Raw genomic sequence first — 17,062 nt, forward strand, 5'->3', positions numbered from 1 at the left:
AGAATTAGAGGTTAAGTGAAACGCAAGAATGACCGTGGCTTTCCCGACAGGCAAGCCATCGTCGCCTTCATCAAGGCAAATCCCGGAAAGGTCGGGACCCGCGAAATTGCGCGCGAGTTCGGCCTGAAGAACGCCGATCGCGTCGAGCTCAAGCGCATATTGCGCGAGCTCGCCGACGACGGAACCATCAAGAAGAAGCGCCACAAGGTGTCCGAGCCGGACGCGCTGCCGCCGACGCTGGTCGCCGACATTACCGGCCGCGACGCCGACGGCGAATTGATCGCCTCCCCCACCGAATGGGACGAGGTCGAGAGTGGCGAGCCCCCCAAAATCCGCATCCAGATGCCGCGCCGGCCGAAGCCAGGCACCGTCGCCGGCGTCCGCGATCGCGTGCTGCTGCGCGTCGAGCGCACGGACGACACCGAAGGCCCGGCCTATCGCGGCCACATCATCAAGGTCTTCGACAAGGCCAAGAGCCGCATCCTCGGCGTGTTCCGCGCGCTTCCCGAAGGCGGCGGGCGGCTCGTCCCCGTCGACAAGAAGTCCGCCGACCGCGAGCTGAACATCGCCGCGGCCGACACGCATGGCGCGCAGGACGGCGATCTCGTCAGTGTCGACATTGTCCGCACGCGCAGCTTTGGGCTGGCGTCCGGCCGCGTGAAGGAGAAGCTCGGCTCGGTCAAGTCGGAGAAGGCGATCAGCCTGATCGCGATCTACGCCCACGACATCCCGCTGCAATTCTCCTCCGCCGCGATGCGCGATGCGGAAGCGGCGGAGCCCGCGAACCTGAAGGGCCGCGAGGATTGGCGCGACGTGCCGCTTCTCACCATCGATCCGCCCGACGCCAAGGATCACGACGACGCGGTGCATGCTGAGGCCGATCCCGATCCCAACAACAAGGGCGGCTTCATCGTCAACGTCGCCATTGCCGATGTCAGCTTCTACGTACAGCCGGGCAGCGCGCTCGACCGCGACGCGCTCGATCGCGGCAATTCGGTCTATTTCCCCGACCGCGTCGTACCGATGCTGCCCGAGCGGATCTCGAACGATCTCTGCTCGCTGGTGCCGGGCGAGCCGCGTGGCGCGCTCGCGGTGCGCATGGTGCTCGGCCCCGACGGCCGCAAGCGCTCGCACAGCTTCCACCGCATCCTCATGCGCTCGGCGGCAAAGCTGAGCTACGCGCAGGCGCAGGCCGCGATCGACGGACGGCCCGACGACACCACCGGCCCCCTGCTCGATCCGATCTTGCGGCCGCTCTACGCCGCCTATGCCTGCGCCAAGCGCGCGCGAGACGAGCGCGATCCGCTCAATCTCGATCTGCCCGAGCGCAAGATCCTCTTGAAGAGCGACGGCACGGTCGACCGCGTCGTCGTCCCTGAGCGACTCGATGCGCACAAGCTGATCGAGGAGTTCATGATCCTCGCCAATGTCGCGGCGGCCGAGATGCTGGAGAAGAAATCGCTGCCGCTAATCTACCGCGTGCACGACGAGCCGACCTTGGAGAAGGTCCACGCACTCGCCGAATTTCTGGAAACGCTCGACGTTCCCTTCGCCAAATCAGGCGCGCTGCGTCCCACCACATTCAACCGCGTGCTGGCCCAGCTCGAAGGCCATGATTACTATCCGCTGGTCAGCGAGGTCGTGCTGCGTGCCCAGGCGCAGGCCGAATACTCGTCCGAGAACTATGGGCACTTCGGCCTGAATTTGCGCCGCTACGCGCATTTCACTTCGCCGATCCGCCGCTATGCCGACCTCGTCGTGCACCGCGCGCTGGTCCGCGCGCTCGGCCTCGGCGAAGGCGCCCTGCCCGACAGCGAGACGCCGGAAACCTTAAGCGAGGTCGCAGCCCACATCTCGGTGACCGAGCGACGCGCGATGAAGGCGGAACGCGAGACCGTCGACCGGCTCATTGCCCATCACCTGGCTGATCGCATCGGCGCGAGTTTCCAGGGCCGGGTCTCCGGCGTCACCCGCGCCGGCCTGTTCGTCAAGCTCGCTGAGACTGGTGCGGACGGCCTGATCCCGATCCGATCCCTCGGCACGGAATATTTCAACTATGACGAGGGCCGACACGCCCTCGTCGGCACGCGCAGCCGCACCATGTATCAGCTCGGCGACGTGGTCGACGTCCGCCTGATCGAGGCAGCGCCGATCGCGGGCGCGCTGCGCTTCGAGCTGCTGTCGTCCTCCAGTGAGACCGCGCCGCGCGAACGCAGGTCATCCGGTCCGCAGCGCCGCCCCTCATTCAAGGCGCATCCCGGACGCAGCCCGGATAGAAAACGCAAGCCGCCGAAGCCAAAATCCGGCAAACCGAAGAAGGGCCAGGGAAAGAATAAAGGAAAGAACAAGGGAAAAGGCGGCGGTAAAAAGGGCAAAGCATGGTGACGATGAGCACGGCCCCAAAAATCTGGACGCGCGAGACGGGTCTCGTCGAGAAGCGCGATCTCTGGACGGCGATGAAGCGCGGCTTTCGCGGCCGCTGCCCGCGCTGTGGCGAGGGCAAGCTGTTCCGCGCCTTCCTGAAGACCGCAGACGATTGCGCCAGCTGCGGCCTCGATTTCACGCCGCACCGCGCCGACGATCTGCCCGCCTATCTCGTCATCGTCATCGTCGGTCACATCGTGGTGCCCACGATCCTCTGGATCGAGACCAATTACACGACGCCGGTCTGGCTCAGCTTCGCGGCCTATCTGCCCTTCACCTTCGTCGCCTCGCTTGCGCTGCTGCAGCCGGTGAAGGGAGCTGTGGTCGGCCTGCAATGGGCTCTGCGCATGCACGGGTTTGACGAGAACCCTCCGGATGGTATTCCGCCTGTGTAAGCAAGAAGCAAAAAGCGTTTGGGTGAGGACATGACGGATATTGCGCAGGTCGCGGAGAAGGCCAAGGTCCACGAGGAGAAGGAAGCCGATCATCATCCCTATTTCCGTCCGAGGGATGCGGCAACCCTGATCCTGGTCGACCGCAGCGGCGCCATTCCGAAGGTGCTGGTCGGCAAGCGCCACGACAAGGTGGTGTTCATGCCCGGCAAGTTCGTCTTCCCGGGCGGACGCGTCGACAAGGCCGACTATCGCGTGCCCTGCGCTGCGCCCATCACCGCCGAGCTGGAGGCCAATCTCGCCAAGGGCAGCCCGAAGACGCCGGCCTCGCGCGCGAAGTCGCTCGCCATTGCCGCGATCCGCGAGGCCTGCGAAGAAACCGGTCTCTGCCTCGGGCGCACGGCCGAGGGCAAAGTGTCAAAGCTCGACGGGCCCTGGAAGCCGTTCGCCGATGCAGGCCTCCTGCCCGATCCCTCCAGCCTGTTCCTGATCGCGCGCGCGATCACTCCGCCCGGCCGCGTCAAACGGTTCGACACGCGCTTCTTCACGGCAGACGCCTCCGCGATCACCCACCGCGTCGACGGCGTGATCCATGCAGATGCCGAACTGGTCGAGCTGGTCTGGGTCGAGCTCGGCTCGAAGCCGCTGGCCGATTTGCATCCGATGACGCGCAATGTACTCAACGAGCTCCATACCCGCCTTGCCACCGGCCCGCTGCGCCACGACGCGCCGGTGCCGTTCTTCCATTTCTACGGCGGCAAGATGCAGAAGGATATTTTGGGCTGATCTCAACGGACATCGCGGCAGTCGCCACAAGCGGACTTCCGCGCGTCACGCGATGAGCAAACTCAGGGCATCCCCCCTGAAGGCACGGTCTTCGCTGCCGCTCTATCCGTGGCCGATCGCCCAATGCCGGGGCCACACAAGCTGCTCCAGCCCTCGCGCCGTCGCAGAGGTGAACGACGACCAGCGCGTGGAGTCCTGACGACGGTACAATAGACCGCCGGGGCCCATATTCGGGTAGATCGCGACGTGAATATCGAAACCCTCGCCCGCCGGAACATCAGGTCCAAACCAATAGGTTGGGCTTCGCCCCGGCTCACGACCAACGATGGCTGTCAGAGTTTGCCTTGGTCCCCGAAGCCCAAGCCAGAACGGCGCGATCGAACCAGGCGCGAAGGCCGTGAAAATCGTCTGGGCCGTTGCAACATCGGCCGCAGCGCTTTGCCCCACAAGCCTCAGCTCGATCCGACGCCCGCTCTCCAAACGTCCGCTAAACGGTGCCTCGACATCTCCGTGCCGCAGCACTTTCCACCCGGCGGGATCAGGATCCGGTAGCGGCCATTCCATCCTCTCCCTGACGACGCCGTCGGTATCCAGCACCTGATAACGCAAGCCTTCCTCGTCAAGCGCGGCTTGAATGCAATGCAGATACTCGACGCCTTCCGGCATCCTGTGAGCCGTTCCTGCGCCCGCAGTGCAAATCTGCAGGACACCACGATGTGCCTGGACGTCGAAGGCGAGGATGTGGCTGCACAGATAGGCAAGCACGTTTTCCTTCACCAGAAGGTCCCAGAACGGACGCGCATATTCGTGGCCGATCTCGCGCTGATACGTCCCGGTAAAGCCGTTGACAGGAAACACCGGGTGATGGCCAAGGACGAGCTTGTGTCGGGCATCACCATGTTCTCTGAGCGTGGCTTCCAGCCACGCGAGCTCAACATGGCCCTCACCTCCAAGGCCACTCCAGAGCGTGTTGACGAACACCATCAGGAGGTCGCCGCGCCGCACGAAGTAAGAGAGACCGGCTTGCCCCGGCGGCCCATTGTCCGGCAGGTCCAACACTGCGCGAAACACCGCCTCGCTCATCACGTCATAGGTAGTATGGTTGCCGGTGGTGTGCCAGATCGGAGTGGCCGCACGGTCGAGCCACGCCATTTCCGTTTCCAGCCAGTATCGCCACTGCGCACGCAGAGCGTCCGGGTCCGGCGTGAGTCCGATGATCTCATCGCCCGGAAAGAGAATGAAGTCAGGCTGCGGTATCAGGCGTTGAACGACTGCGTTGACCGAGGCGAAGGTCTTTTCGTGCAAGGCACCGGGCACGCCCGAACACGAGTCACCATACAACAGAAACTGGTGGCCCTTGCCGCGCGGCAGAAGCGCGGGAATGGAATTATTCGCAGAGGTCATGGCCTTCCATCGCGTTGTTCGGCCGCGAGGATGGCAATTTCCGGAACGGGTCGCAACTAGGCCTTAGCTCTCGTCAGGCTCGGTGCCGACATAGTCGCGCGCCGGCAGTTTCAGGAGGCGGCCGATCTCGCTCGCCAACTTGTCCGCCTCCTCGCGCCTAGTGAAGCTCACCAGCGTGATCGGCTCGGTGCCCTTGTTGCCGCAGAGATTGACGTCATAGGTCGTCAGCTCGGGATCGTAGTCGTCGGTGATGCTGATGAAGTGATAATCGGCGAGATCGCGCGATGAGCGGATATTCAGCAGGCCGAACTGCCTTGTGATGACGATCTGGCGCAGCGTCTCGTTGAGCACGACGAAATAGCGGAACGTGAGCAGGATGAGGCCAGGAATGCCGACCAGCAATCCGAGCCCCGTAAACACCAGCACCGGCATGAGGTCATCGGCGAGCCTTCCGAAGCCGAAAAAATCCTGCCGCAGCCCGAGCGCGACATTCCACAGCAGATAGCCGCTCGCCGCCAGCAGCGGCAGCGACAGCAGCCGGCCGACCCATGGCATGGGCCGGTCGATGCGAACGATGCCACCGTCCACGGTCATTGCGCGGGCCATTGAAGCGTCTCCTCACGAGGTCACGGCTTAGGTCGGAGCCAGCGGTGGATTGGTTCGATGGCTCCTGCGGGCTTGCCGCGTGCCCCCCGAAATGACGCGATTGTGCTAACCGCGTCGCGAAAAACAAAAGATTCTTCCCGCCTCCCCCGATGGCGGAGTTCCGTCGCATGCCTATGTCTTTCCCCAACGTCACCAAGAACGGACACCGGGCGATGGCACAACGGCAACTCAAGCTTGGCGCGTTCATGCGCCCGATCAGCATCCACACCGGCGCCTGGCGCTATCCCGGGGCCTGGCCGGACGCCAATTTCAACTTCTCGCACATCAAGACGCTGATCCAGAAGCTCGAGGCCGGCAAGTTCGACGCCTTCTTCATGGCCGATCACCTCGCCGTGCTGAACATGCCGGTCAATGCGCTCAAGCGCAGCCACACGGTGACCTCGTTCGAGCCGTTCACGCTGCTGTCGGCGCTCTCGGCGGTCACCGAGCGGATCGGCCTGATCGCGACGGGCTCGACCACGTTTGACGAGCCCTACCACGTCGCGCGCCGCTTCGCCTCGCTCGATCATCTCAGCGGCGGCCGCGCCGGCTGGAATATCGTCACGACATCGAACCCGGACGCGGCCCTGAATTTCGGCCTCGATGATCACATGGAGCATGCCGAGCGCTACAAACGCGCCCGCGAGTTCTACGATGTCGTCACGGGCCTGTGGGATTCCTTCGCCGACGACGCCTTCGTGCGCGATGTCGAGAGCGGGCTATTTTTCGATCCCGCGAAGATGCACACGCTCGACCACAACGGCAAATATCTGAAGGTGCGCGGCCCCCTCAACATTGGCCGTCCCGTGCAGGGCTGGCCGGTGATCGTGCAGGCCGGCGCCTCCGAAGATGGCAAGCACCTCGCGGCAGAAACGGCGGAAGCCGTGTTCACCGGCGGCGGCAGCCTCGCCGACGGACAAAAGCTCTATGCCGACATCAAGGGCCGCATGGAGAGGATCGGCCGCGATCCCGAGCATCTGAAGATCCTGCCCGGCGCATTCGTGGTGGTCGGCGACAGCGTCGATGAGGCCAAAGAGAAGCGCACGCTGCTCGACAGCCGCGTGCATTACGACAGCGCCATCGCCTCGCTCTCGGTCATCCTCGGCACCGATGCCTCGGGCTTCGACCCCGACGGCCAACTGCCTGACATCCCCGAGACCAACGCCAGCAAGAGCGGCCGGCAGCGCATGGTCGACCTTGCCAAGCGCGACAAGCTCACCGTGCGCCAGCTCGCCCAGCGCGTCGGGGGCTATGGCGGGCTGTCCTTCGTCGGCACGGCCAAAACCATCGCCGACCAGATGGAGGAATGGCTGGTCGGGCGCGGCTCCGACGGCTTCAACATCATGTTCCCGTTCCTACCCGCAGGCCTCGACGATTTCGTCGACAAGGTCGTCCCCGAGCTGCAGCAGCGCGGGATTTTCCGGAAAGAGTATGAAGGGCCCACTTTGAGGGAGAATCTGGGCCTGCCGCGGCCGAAAAACCGGTTCTTCGAGGGGTAATCGGGCCGTTTTGGGGGGCTTTTGCCGCTAGAGCCCCGTACGGGGGCTCTAGGTTGTTGTTTTTGACGCGTTTTCTTGACGCGAACCGGTGCCCACTTCGCTTGAAAACGCTTCGAAACCTTGACATCAGGCGGTTTCTGGCTAGGTTGCCGGCCAACGCGGGCCGTTTGGCCGGCTCCAGATTCCCTTCATTCCTGAGGTTCTGAACATGGCCAAAGCGGTCACCATCAAGGTCAAGCTCGTGTCCTCGGCCGACACCGGCTTCTACTACGTCGCCAAGAAGAATTCGCGCACCATGACCGACAAGCTGGTCAAGAAGAAGTACGATCCCGTGGCGCGCAAGCACGTCGAATTCCGCGAAGCCAAGATCAAGTAAGATCGCGGACAAGCTGCTGAGTTTTGCGGGGCCTTCACGGGCCCCGTTTTTCTTTACCTATCCTTCTCCGTTATCCTGAGGCGCGAGCCGTGCGATGCAGAGCATCGCGCGGAGAGCCTCGAAGGATGAACGGCCGAGATGCGGCCGGGCTGTCGCCCTTCGAGGCTCGCCCTGCGGGAAACCGCAGGACGAGCACCTCAGGGTGACGGTGAGAGAGCGCGAGCCACAGCCATATCGGCGCGCTGCGCTGCAGAGTCGTTCCCAACCGCTTCGCTTCCGCCTTCGTTCTTCGAGCTTCAGTGGACAAGCCGCCCGCATGGCGGAGCAAGCGCATTCTCTTGTTGGTTGCCATGGCGATGGCGAATTTATCGCTAAGCGATCCCTCAACCCCCGGTTGCTCAATCCTAAATGTCTGTTACCGTGCACTTACCGGCACGGAATTTCCGTCCGGATTTGGGAAGGACATGGTCATGAGATTGTCATCGAGCCTTGTCGTGCCTTCAACCATCGCTGCCTTGTCGACTGCCCTGCTGTGCGCCCCGGCCGCGTCGCAAATTCCGACCGGCTCCGCCGCTACGCTTCCCCCTGTTACGGTCGATGCGCCGAAACAGGTGGCAAAGCCGCACGTGTCGGAGCGGGGAGCAAACACAACGGCGCCGCGTCGAACTGCGTCAACCACTCGAACGGCAACCGCGCGCACGCCTTCCTATGCACCGGGTTCTGTGATGGGGAGGATAGCCAGCCTGGAGAAAGTCGCCAGCAGCTGCAACGGTGGCTGTGCATCAAGCTTCCGGCACGGCAAGGAGCCGTGGATCGGATGCAGCGAGTCGGGCGGCAATGTGAACTATGGACCCTTCTCGCCAACGTGCCGAGACACCATCACCCATTCATCCTACGAGAATTGCGTCGAGACGAAGGTGTTCCTGGGCGAGTTTCGAAACAGAGCCCACTGGTTTTGCAGCAGCCTGCAGGCCGGCAACAGGTTCAAGGTCGCCGATCTCAAGCGCTCAGGACATCGCTAGTCCATACCGCTCGCCGATTGCTGCAAGCGCTTATCCCGATCCGTCATCCTGAGGTGCGAGTGGCGCGATGCAAGAGCATCGCGCCGGGAACCTCGAAGGATGAACGGTCGAGATGCAGCCGCGCCGTCGCCCTTCGAGGCTCGCCGAAGGCGAGCACCTCAGGGTGACGGTGAGAGATACTAATCCCAGAAGCCTACGCCGCCTTCAACACTGGCGTCGGCGGCTGCGACGGCCTGACAAGCGCGAACGCCACCTGCACGATGCCCCCGGCAAGGCCGAGCGCCACGCCGATGCGCCAGGCCATGGTGTAGGAGCCGAGCGCGTCGTAGAGTACCCCGCCTCCGTAGGCGCCGAGGAAGCTGCCGATCTGGTGGCTCATGAAGGCGAGGCCCTGGATCATCGCCTGCCAGCGCAGGCCGAACATCTCGGCGACCGCGCCCGCGACCAGCGGCCCGACGCCCATCCACAGGAAGCCCATGATGGCGCCGAACAGCAGCGTCGAGAACGGCGTTGCCGGCAGCATGAAGTACCAGGCGAGCGCCAGCGAGCGCAGGATGTAGATCGCCCCCAGCAGCGCCAGCTTGTTCCAGCGCTGGCCGGCCCAGCCGAAGAACAGCGAGCCGAGGACGTTGAAGCCGCCGATCATGCCGAGCGTCTGCGCGCTCAGCATCGGATCGAGGCCGCAGATCGCGAGGTATGACGGCAGATGCGTGGTGAGGAAGACCAGTTGCATGCCGCAGACGAGATAGGCGCAGGTCATCACCACGAAGGAGGCATTGCCGAACGCGGTCCTCGCCGCGGTCGCAGCCGTGGCATCGTCGATCTCGTCGGCAGCCGGCTTCGGCAGCGGGACCTGGTCGACGCGCCCCGCGTACCACGCGGCCGGAATCATCAGCACCGACATGACGACGAAGCCGGCAAGTCCGACGCGCCAGCCAAACCCCTCATTGAGCATCTGTCCGATCGGCGCCGACAGCAGCGCGCCGAGCGAACCCGCGCCGGAGACAATGCCGAGCACAGTCGAGCGCACCGTTTCGGGCACCGCGCGCGCCGCCACCGACATCGCGATAGCGGCCGCAGTGCAGGCCAGCGACGTCCCGATCAGCACGCCCGCGCCGATCATGATGCTGACGAGGCCGTTCGCGGTCGCCATCAGAATGAGGCCCACGATGTACATCAGCGCGCCGACGATCATGATCGGGCGGAAGCCGTAGCGCACCGTCATCGCGCCGGCGAGCGGCTGGAGAAAGCCCCAGGCGAGGTTCTGCACCGCCAGCGCCAGCGTGAAATCCGAGATCGAAATGTGGATGTCGTGCGTCAGCGGCTGCATGAAGATGCCGAGGCTCTGCCGCAGCCCCATGCTCAGCGTCAGCATGATCGAGGCGCCCATCAGGATGGGCAATGTCGGACGCAGGACCTGCAGCAGGGGCATTTTCGTCTCCCTCGGGGGCACGGCGCAAATGCCGTCGTCTGAAATATCGGTTGATTTTGGTTACACAGACCTGTGTACCTAGGCTATGTTGCGCCCCAGCTGTCAAGCCAAGAGGATGCGCGTCGCTGCATGGCTCCCCCGCCCGCCCCACAGACGATGAAAGAGCGGATCCTTCAGACCGCCGACAAGCTGTTCTATCTGCAGGGCATTCGCGCCATCGGCGTTGACACCATCGCGGCCGAGATCGGCATCTCCAAGCGCACGCTCTACAACCACTTCCCGTCCAAGGACGCGCTGATCGCGGCATATCTCGAGCGCCGCTTCGTGCACGCATCCCCCTCGGACAAGCCGCCAGCCGAGCAGATTCTCGCAACCTTCGATTCGCTGGAGCGGCGGTTTGCGGCCAAGGACTTTCGCGGCTGCCCGTTCGTGAACGCGGTCGCCGAGCTCGGCCCGGCCGACCGCGCCGTGAAGAAGATCGCGGTCGCCTTCAAGGAAAGCCGCCGCCTCTGGTTTCGCGACCGCCTGGACGAGCTTGGTGTGACCGAGGCGGATGCGCTCGCAACGCAGCTGGTGCTGCTGGTCGACGGCTCGATCGCGCAGGACCTCGTGCGGGACGATCCGGCGATGGCGCGCGCGGCGAAGGAAGCGGCGAAGGTGCTGTTGCGGAATGCAGGGGTGGATGTGGGGGATGCGGGGAAGCCGGCGGAGAAGCGACGCAAGCCGACGCCACAATAACCCTCGCCGCATCGTTCGGTGTCATCACCCGCGAAAGCGGGTGATCCAGTATTCCAGAGGCAGCTGTGATTGAACCGAGAGGCCGCGGCGTACTGGATTCCCCGCTTTCGCGGGGAATGACAGCGGAGTTTGTGGAGGAAGCGTGGACGCCTGACTCCACGTCAGGCCATTTCGCGACGCTACCAACATCCTCCCTGTTTTGCCCGACGGGTCAAAGGGCGCGACGGTCCGCGCAAGCTATCTTTGCCGCGCACGTAACCCGTTGATCCGGCTAGCGCCGGCTACTGCGCATGGGGTTGTTTTCGCGAATTTTGCGCGGGCGGCCCTCACGCCGCCTGCGATACCACGCGGTTGCGCCCGTCGTGCTTGGCCCGATACAGCGCGGTATCGGCGCGCTTGAGGACGTCGGCGACCGCCTCGCCCTTCTGCTCCAGCGTGGTCAGGCCGATCGAGATCGTGACCTCGATGCGCTTGGCGCCTTTGTGGATCGCGAACGGCTCGCCCGCGATCGAGCGGCGCAGGCGCTCGGCGACCATGCCGGCGACGTGGAGATCGGTCTCCGGCATCACGATGACGAACTCCTCGCCGCCGTAGCGGCAGGCCAGGTCAATGCCGCGGATCGACTTGCGCACCCGCACCGCGAATTCACGCAGCACGTCGTCGCCGGCGTCGTGGCCGTAATTGTCGTTGATGGACTTGAAGAAGTCGATGTCCAGGATCATCAGCGCCAGCGGCTTGCCGCGGGTCGAAGCCTGCTCGGCGAGCGTCGCCAGATGGCTCTCCATGTAGCGGCGATTGTGCAGGCCGGTGAGCGCGTCCGTGATCGCCATCTCGATCGAGTTCTGCACGTTGTCGCGCAGATGATCGGTGTAGCGGCGGCGGCGGATCTGGGTGCGGGCCCGCGCCAGCAGCTCGGTCTTGTCGATGGGACGCAGCAGATAGTCGTTGACGCCGATCTCGAGGCCGCGGAGCAGCCGCGTCGAGTTCTCGGGGTCCGCAATCGCCAGGATCGGCACATGGCGCGTGCGCTCCAGCGAGCGCGCCTGGCTGCAGAGCCTCAGGCCGTCGAAATTGTTGAGGTCGAGCGAGACGATCAGCAAATCGTAATTGCCCTCGGCGGCGTGGAACAGCGCCTCCGTCGGGTTCGGCTCGACGTCGATGGTGTGCTCGGCGGCGAGGATCGTTGCCAGCCGCTCATAGGAGGACGGACGGTCGTCGACCAGCAGGATGCGGCCGCCCTTGCCGGTATCGGCCACGGCGCTGCGCTCGGGCGCCTGCATGCCGATCTCGAGCGAGGTGATGGCGCGCATGCGCAGCTCGTCGGTCATCATCTTCAGCCGCGTCAGCGAGCGCACCCGCGCGATCAGCACGACGTCGGAGACGGGTTTGGTCAGGAAGTCGTCGGCGCCCGCTTCCAGCCCCCGGTTACGGTCGGACGGACTGTCGAGCGCCGTCACCATCACGACGGGAATGTGGTGCGTGGCCGGATCGCTCTTGAGGCGGCGGCAAACTTCAAAACCGTCGATGTCGGGCATCATCACGTCGAGCAGGATGATGTCGCATTCAGCGCGATGACAGATCGCCAGCGCCTCGGTGCCGTTCGAGGCGGTCATCACGTCGAAATATTCGGCGGACAGGCGGGCTTCGAGGAGTTTGACGTTGGCAGGGACGTCATCGACAACCAGGATACGCGCGGACACTGTGAACTCACTTCCTATCCGATAAAACGCCGGACCGTCTCAATGAATTTGCCGACCGAGATCGGCTTGGACAAATAGGCCTCGCAGCCGCCCTCGCGGATGCGCTCTTCGTCGCCCTTCATCGCGAACGCCGTGACCGCGACGACGGGAATGGCGCGCAGCTCCGGATCGTCCTTGATCCAGCGTGTCACCTCTAGGCCGGAGACCTGCGGCAATTGGATATCCATCAGCACGAGGTCGGGCCGCATCTTGCGAACGAGGTCGAGCGCCTCGTAGCCGTTGCTGGTGCCGGAGGTCTGGTAGCCGTGCGCCTCCAACAGGTCGCGGAAGAGCTTCATGTTGAGCTCGTTGTCTTCCACGATCAGGACGGTCTTAGCCATCCCGCCCTCCTGATTGGTCCGCAGACCCATACATGTAACGCCTCAGGCGCCGCTCGCCGGCGCTTCGAAAACTGGATTCAAACTAGCCTCAGATTCGCTTGAGTTTCGTTAAACCCGAGGGTCGACTTTCTGCGATGTGGTTTCCAGTTGCTTGCCTGGGGTCGGAAGACTCAGGGCCGAGACTCGGGCATGATGATTCCAAATTAGAGACCGAAAGTTAACGGAAAGGCAAACCGTCCCCTTGAAAAAGCCTGTTCACAACCCCCGCGAAGTCGCTGAAATCGTTGCGATTCAGGCGCTCTCTTTCGTTGCGAGCGATCCCGAGCGGCTGGGCCTGTTTCTGGCCGAGACAGGGGTCGGTCCGGAGACCCTGCGCAATGCCGCCGCGGACCCCAATTTCCTGCTCAGCGTGCTCGATTTCGTGCTGCGCGATGACGCCACTGTGAAGGCCTTTGCCTCGACCGCGGAACTGCATCCGACCAACGTCGCGGCGGCGCGGCAGGTCCTCGGCGACCCCTCCTGGGAGCGCGACGTGCCGTGACCGTTCCCGACCCGGCCGGGCCTCGTTGCTTCTGCCGGGATTGTTCGGCCGATCTCGACATGGGCACGCGGCGCTGTTCCGCCTGCGGTTCCCCTCGCCTCGTCCGCCACCGCGCGCTCGCGGGCCTGACCATCGCCCACATCGACTGCGACGCCTTCTATGCGACGGTCGAGAAGCGCGACAATCCTGACATTGCCGACAAGCCGGTCATCATCGGCGGGGGAAAACGCGGCGTGGTGTCGGCCGCCTGCTACATCGCCCGCACCTACGGCGTGCGCTCGGCCATGCCGATGTTCAAGGCGTTGGAGGCCTGCCCGCACGCGACCGTGATCCCGCCGGATATGGCCAAATATGTCCGCGTCGGCCGCGAGGTGCGCCAGGCCATGCAGGCGCTGACGCCGCTGGTCGAGCCGCTCTCGATCGACGAGGCCTTCCTCGATCTCTCCGGCACCGAACGGGTGCACGGCATGATCCCGGCAAAGGTGCTGGCGCGCTTTGCCCGCGACGTCGAGCGCGACATCGGCATCTCCGTCTCGGTCGGCCTGTCCTGCAACAAGTTTTTGGCCAAGATCGCCTCCGACCTCGACAAGCCGCGCGGCTTCGCCGCGCTCGACCAGGAGGAAGCGCGATCGATGCTTGCCGAGAAGCCAGTCGGCTTCATCTTCGGCGTCGGACCTGCGACGCAGGAGCGCCTGGTGCAGCGCGGCTTCCGCATCATCGCCGATCTGCAAAAGGCCGACGAGATCGAGATGATGCGGCAGTTTCCGAGCGATGGCCGCCGGCTGTGGCGGCTCGCGCGCGGCATCGACGACCGCCGCGTCGAGCCTGACCGGGGCGCCAAGACGATATCGAGCGAAACCACCTTCGAGACCGACATCCGCGATTTCGCGACGCTGGAGAAGATCCTGTGGCGGCTGTGCGAGAAGACCTCGTCGCGGCTCAAGAGCAGCGAGCTCGCCGGCTTGACCGTCACGCTGAAGCTGAAGACCGCAGATTTCCGCCAGCGCACCCGCTCGCAATCGATCGCGGCCCCGACCCAGCTCGCCGCAAAGATCTTTGCGATCTGCCGCGAGATGCTGGCCAAGGAGATCGACGGCACCGCCTTCCGCCTGATGGGCGCCGGCGTCAGCGCGCTGCGCGAGGGCTCGCCCGCCGACGACACCGACATGCTCGACCGCCGCGCCGCCCACGCCGAGCGCGCGGTGGACAGCCTGCGCAAGAAATTCGGCAGCGCCGCGGTGATCCGCGGGATCGCGTATGAGGGGCCGGAGAAGGCGCAGGAGTGATCGGGACCTGCTCTGCTCAGTCGCGTTCAAAGATCCGTGCACCCGGATAGGCGCGCCTGGCATACTGGACGACCAGCTGCCGATCCTGCGTTTCCAGGAACGGAGTTCGGATCTGACAAGACCCGACAATGAGGTGCCACAAACCGTTGAGCTTTCGAATGACGACATTCATTGAGCTTCCTCGTAGTGACCCGAGTGGACTCAAATTGTAAGAATCCGCCGCCGTCACTCAATTGTACGAGCGTAAGGTCAGGGCATGAGAAGGATTCGGGGAGATATACGAACGTATGCCTGTCATGGCTTCAACAGCCGCCGGCGCCGATAGCTGCGCAAGGGCTCAAACGATCCTGCAGGAGCTGGCACCATGACGAGCGAGCATAATCTCGGCGCGCTGCTGAGACACATGAGGCCAAAGATGCTGGACGGCACCTTCGTATTTTGCACGATCCCGACCAGCGAGGCCATTCCCGAAGCACTCAAACCGCTGCTGACGTTCCGCGAACAGGAAGGCACGACGCTCGTGATCCCTCGCGAAGAGGCCGAAGCGGCGGGGCTTCGCTACGCGTTCCCCTCACGCCTGATCACCCTGACGGTTCACTCTGCGCTCGATGCGGTCGGCTTCCTGGCTGCGATCACGGCGCGCCTCGCCGACGCCGGCATCAGTGTGAACGCCGTGTCGGCCTTCCATCACGATCATCTGTTTGTGCCCGACGACAGGGCTGAGGAAGCGATGGCTGTTCTGCTTTGTCTGCAACCAAGTAGGATGGGTTTCGCTGCGCTCTACCCATCCTACGCAACCTCAATCCGCGACGGCCACCGCCTCGATCTCGATTAGCCACTCCGGGGCTGCCAGCGCGGAAACGCCAACGAGCGTGGACGCCGGCGGCTCCATGCCTTCGAAGAAGGCCGAGCGAGCCTTGCCGATGATCGGGCGCAGCTCCGGCTTGTAGTTCACGACGAAGGTCGTGATCTTCACGATGTTGGAATAGCTCGCACCGGCCGCTTTCAGCGCGTGTCCGAGATTCTGCATCACCTGTGTGGTCTGCGCGGCGATATCGCCCTCGCCGACGATCCGCCCCTCCTCGTCCACCGACACCTGGCCCGAAATGTAGATGGTGCGCGCGCCCATGGCGGTGACGACGTGCGAATAGGCGGGATTGTGATGCAGGCCGCTGGGACGGAGATGATCGAGCTTGGGCATGGGTTGCCTCCCTGAGGTTTTTGGTTAGGAGGGAGCGTAGCGGGAGATCATGACAAGAGCTAGATGCGACGCGCAACACTCGTGCACCGTCATCCTGAGGTGCGCGCCATGCGACGCGAAGCGGCGTATGGGAAGCCTCGAAGGATGCACGGCCCCGCTGATACGGCCGGGCCGTCGCCCTTCGAGGGCCGCTGAAGAAGCGGCCACCTCAGGGTGACGGTGATGGTGTGCGCGGTACGCAGCTGTAGCAACAATCCCTCAATTACAGGGCTTGCTGTCCTTGACGTCGAACTTGCCCATCGCGCCGGAAATGACAAAGTCGTTGTAATCGAGCACGAGCTGGCGCGAGACGCCGTTTTCGTAGAGCTCGAACGCCATCGCATAGACCGGCGTCTGCTCGCCCTCTTTCTGCTGGGCCTCACGGTCGAAATAGCTGACCGTAACGGGCCAGCGCTTGAGCGATTTCATGTGCTCGTCGGAGGTCGACGGATCCGGCGCGGCGGCGCGGTCGGCGGGGATCGGCTGGCCGATCACGGTCAGCGTGTTGTAGACCTTCTGGCCGTCGTCGGAGCCGTCATAGACGGAGAGCTCGAGCAGCGGCTTGCCATCCTTGGCGGCGGCGATGATGCGCTGGATCTGCTCGGTCGGGAACACGATCTTGCCGTCGAGCGTGAAGTTCTTGGGCGCCGGCAGCTTCAGCTTGACATTGATGTGGTCGCCGTCGCGCTCGGCCGAGCCGTCGACGCGGCCGGCATCGGCCTCGTTCATGCGGGTCTCGATCTTGAAGCGGTAGCTTTTCCCCCCGGCGTCTTCCCAGGAGTTGGAGCGGAGGTCGCTGAGCGTGACCTTGCCCTCGCCGCTGTCGAGCTCGGACACCTGGCGGAATTCGGACGTGTAGCCCTCGCACGAGCTTCCGGTGAAGTTGTAGAGAATGCGGCCCCGCGCGCTGCTCACCGAGTTGGAGCGCGATTTCACCAGGCTCAGGTCGTAAAGCGCCTGGTGCGCAAGGAACGGACCGTTGGCGGCCTGCGCGGCGTCGCCAAGGCCTAAATCGCCAAGGCCTAAACCGGCCGCCGCGAGCGCCATTACACCGAGCGAAGTCCGGAAAAGGTGCACCATGTCTGTTCCTTGGGGACGCGTCCTTGGGATGCGCAGATTCGACATTTTAATGACCGTTCCATTGCGTCGCAACTGAGGCCGTTTCACGTAAAGTTGCGGCCCTGCCGTTGAACCTGT

The 17,062-nt window shown here is 64.1% G+C and carries 16 protein-coding genes and 1 pseudogene; 10 read left to right on the forward strand and 7 right to left on the reverse strand.

The window, feature by feature from the left end; all coding sequences use genetic code 11:
* Positions 1-15 precede the first annotated feature (15 nt).
* Genes rnr through BM190_RS19020 form a run of 3 tightly spaced genes read left to right on the forward strand, consistent with a single transcriptional unit; the run spans position 16 to position 3,602 of the window.
* Complete coding sequence (rnr, locus tag BM190_RS19010; RefSeq protein WP_092257635.1) at positions 16-2,385, forward strand: ribonuclease R; 2,370 nt, start codon at positions 16-18, stop codon at positions 2,383-2,385.
* A complete protein-coding gene (locus BM190_RS19015) occupies positions 2,379-2,819 on the forward strand; it encodes a DUF983 domain-containing protein (protein ID WP_092257638.1) in 441 nt (146 codons plus the stop codon). Before rnr ends, BM190_RS19015 begins: the two co-directional genes overlap by 7 nt.
* A 30-nt stretch (positions 2,820-2,849) precedes the next feature.
* Positions 2,850-3,602 (forward strand): NUDIX hydrolase, encoded by a 753-nt coding sequence (locus BM190_RS19020; protein ID WP_018321117.1) that lies wholly within the window; start codon positions 2,850-2,852, stop codon positions 3,600-3,602.
* Positions 3,603-3,704: 102 nt separating this feature from the next.
* Here BM190_RS19020 and BM190_RS19025 read toward each other — a convergent pair whose 3' ends face one another.
* Positions 3,705-5,006, reverse strand: coding sequence for a metallophosphoesterase family protein (locus BM190_RS19025; protein WP_092257641.1), 1,302 nt, complete (start codon positions 5,004-5,006; stop codon positions 3,705-3,707).
* Between the two features lie 63 nt (positions 5,007-5,069).
* Entirely contained in the window at positions 5,070-5,612 is a 543-nt protein-coding gene (locus BM190_RS19030; RefSeq protein WP_092257644.1) for a hypothetical protein, read from the reverse strand.
* Between the two features lie 212 nt (positions 5,613-5,824).
* On the opposite strand from BM190_RS19030, the gene BM190_RS19035 reads away from it, so the two are divergent.
* The 3 genes from BM190_RS19035 to BM190_RS19045 all read left to right on the forward strand — a co-directional run bounded on the left by BM190_RS19035 (position 5,825) and on the right by BM190_RS19045 (position 8,548).
* Positions 5,825-7,150 carry an LLM class flavin-dependent oxidoreductase gene (locus BM190_RS19035; RefSeq protein WP_092257796.1) on the forward strand — a complete coding sequence of 442 codons (1,326 nt, stop codon included), beginning with the start codon at positions 5,825-5,827 and terminating at the stop codon, positions 7,148-7,150.
* 208 nt (positions 7,151-7,358) lie between these two features.
* Positions 7,359-7,526 carry a 50S ribosomal protein L33 gene (rpmG, locus tag BM190_RS19040; RefSeq protein WP_007603295.1) on the forward strand — a complete coding sequence of 56 codons (168 nt, stop codon included), beginning with the start codon at positions 7,359-7,361 and terminating at the stop codon, positions 7,524-7,526.
* A 470-nt stretch (positions 7,527-7,996) separates the two neighbouring features.
* The gene (locus BM190_RS19045) at positions 7,997-8,548 is read left to right on the forward strand and encodes a hypothetical protein (protein WP_177237156.1); all 552 of its coding nucleotides are present in this window, start codon (positions 7,997-7,999) and stop codon (positions 8,546-8,548) included.
* Positions 8,549-8,741: 193 nt separating this feature from the next.
* Here BM190_RS19045 and BM190_RS19050 read toward each other — a convergent pair whose 3' ends face one another.
* On the reverse strand, positions 8,742-9,980 hold the full coding sequence (locus tag BM190_RS19050; RefSeq protein WP_092257647.1) for an MFS transporter: 1,239 nt from the start codon (positions 9,978-9,980) through the stop codon (positions 8,742-8,744).
* Between the two features lie 129 nt (positions 9,981-10,109).
* On the opposite strand from BM190_RS19050, the gene BM190_RS19055 reads away from it, so the two are divergent.
* Positions 10,110-10,718: a TetR/AcrR family transcriptional regulator gene (locus BM190_RS19055; RefSeq protein WP_092257799.1), complete on the forward strand. Its 609-nt coding sequence runs from the start codon at positions 10,110-10,112 to the stop codon at positions 10,716-10,718.
* A 326-nt stretch (positions 10,719-11,044) separates the two neighbouring features.
* On the opposite strand, the gene BM190_RS19060 is transcribed toward BM190_RS19055, so the two are convergent.
* Positions 11,045-12,418 carry a PleD family two-component system response regulator gene (locus BM190_RS19060; protein ID WP_018321124.1) on the reverse strand — a complete coding sequence of 458 codons (1,374 nt, stop codon included), beginning with the start codon at positions 12,416-12,418 and terminating at the stop codon, positions 11,045-11,047.
* A 14-nt stretch (positions 12,419-12,432) separates the two neighbouring features.
* Positions 12,433-12,798 carry a response regulator gene (locus tag BM190_RS19065; protein ID WP_008566616.1) on the reverse strand — a complete coding sequence of 122 codons (366 nt, stop codon included), beginning with the start codon at positions 12,796-12,798 and terminating at the stop codon, positions 12,433-12,435.
* A gap of 241 nt (positions 12,799-13,039) precedes the next feature.
* On the opposite strand from BM190_RS19065, the gene BM190_RS19070 reads away from it, so the two are divergent.
* The 3 genes and pseudogenes from BM190_RS19070 to BM190_RS19085 all read left to right on the forward strand — a co-directional run.
* On the forward strand, positions 13,040-13,339 hold the full coding sequence (locus BM190_RS19070; protein ID WP_092257650.1) for a DUF3572 domain-containing protein: 300 nt from the start codon (positions 13,040-13,042) through the stop codon (positions 13,337-13,339).
* Positions 13,336-14,625, forward strand: a complete 1,290-nt coding sequence (locus tag BM190_RS19075) for a DNA polymerase IV (RefSeq protein WP_092257653.1) — start codon at positions 13,336-13,338, stop codon at positions 14,623-14,625. Before BM190_RS19070 ends, BM190_RS19075 begins: the two co-directional genes overlap by 4 nt.
* A 364-nt stretch (positions 14,626-14,989) precedes the next feature.
* A pseudogene (locus BM190_RS19085) lies at positions 14,990-15,367 on the forward strand (ACT domain-containing protein); the annotation flags it as partial.
* Positions 15,368-15,424: 57 nt separating this feature from the next.
* Here BM190_RS19085 and BM190_RS19090 read toward each other — a convergent pair.
* Both BM190_RS19090 and BM190_RS19095 read right to left on the reverse strand, forming a co-directional pair.
* Entirely contained in the window at positions 15,425-15,826 is a 402-nt protein-coding gene (locus BM190_RS19090) for a RidA family protein (RefSeq protein ID WP_092257659.1), read from the reverse strand.
* 258 nt (positions 15,827-16,084) lie between these two features.
* Positions 16,085-16,945, reverse strand: a complete 861-nt coding sequence (locus BM190_RS19095) for a cell envelope integrity EipB family protein (protein WP_177237157.1) — start codon at positions 16,943-16,945, stop codon at positions 16,085-16,087.
* Positions 16,946-17,062 lie beyond the last annotated feature (117 nt).

The sequence above is a fragment of the Bradyrhizobium sp. Rc3b genome, assembly GCF_900114915.1.
Lineage (GTDB): Bacteria > Pseudomonadota > Alphaproteobacteria > Rhizobiales > Xanthobacteraceae > Bradyrhizobium.

Bases quoted from the DNA above. Each gene is read 5' to 3' on its own strand.
- BM190_RS19015 (WP_092257638.1), top strand. From the start codon at position 2,379: ATGGTGACGATGAGCACGGCCCCAAAAATCTGGACGCGCGAGACGGGT.
- BM190_RS19020 (WP_018321117.1), top strand. From the start codon at position 2,850: ATGACGGATATTGCGCAGGTCGCGGAGAAGGCCAAGGTCCACGAGGAG.
- BM190_RS19025 (WP_092257641.1), bottom strand. From the start codon at position 5,006: ATGACCTCTGCGAATAATTCCATTCCCGCGCTTCTGCCGCGCGGCAAG.
- BM190_RS19030 (WP_092257644.1), bottom strand. From the start codon at position 5,612: ATGGCCCGCGCAATGACCGTGGACGGTGGCATCGTTCGCATCGACCGG.
- BM190_RS19035 (WP_092257796.1), top strand. From the start codon at position 5,825: ATGGCACAACGGCAACTCAAGCTTGGCGCGTTCATGCGCCCGATCAGC.
- rpmG (WP_007603295.1), top strand. From the start codon at position 7,359: ATGGCCAAAGCGGTCACCATCAAGGTCAAGCTCGTGTCCTCGGCCGAC.
- BM190_RS19045 (WP_177237156.1), top strand. From the start codon at position 7,997: ATGAGATTGTCATCGAGCCTTGTCGTGCCTTCAACCATCGCTGCCTTG.
- BM190_RS19050 (WP_092257647.1), bottom strand. From the start codon at position 9,980: ATGCCCCTGCTGCAGGTCCTGCGTCCGACATTGCCCATCCTGATGGGC.
- BM190_RS19055 (WP_092257799.1), top strand. From the start codon at position 10,110: ATGGCTCCCCCGCCCGCCCCACAGACGATGAAAGAGCGGATCCTTCAG.
- BM190_RS19065 (WP_008566616.1), bottom strand. From the start codon at position 12,798: ATGGCTAAGACCGTCCTGATCGTGGAAGACAACGAGCTCAACATGAAG.
- BM190_RS19090 (WP_092257659.1), bottom strand. From the start codon at position 15,826: ATGCCCAAGCTCGATCATCTCCGTCCCAGCGGCCTGCATCACAATCCC.
- BM190_RS19095 (WP_177237157.1), bottom strand. From the start codon at position 16,945: ATGGTGCACCTTTTCCGGACTTCGCTCGGTGTAATGGCGCTCGCGGCG.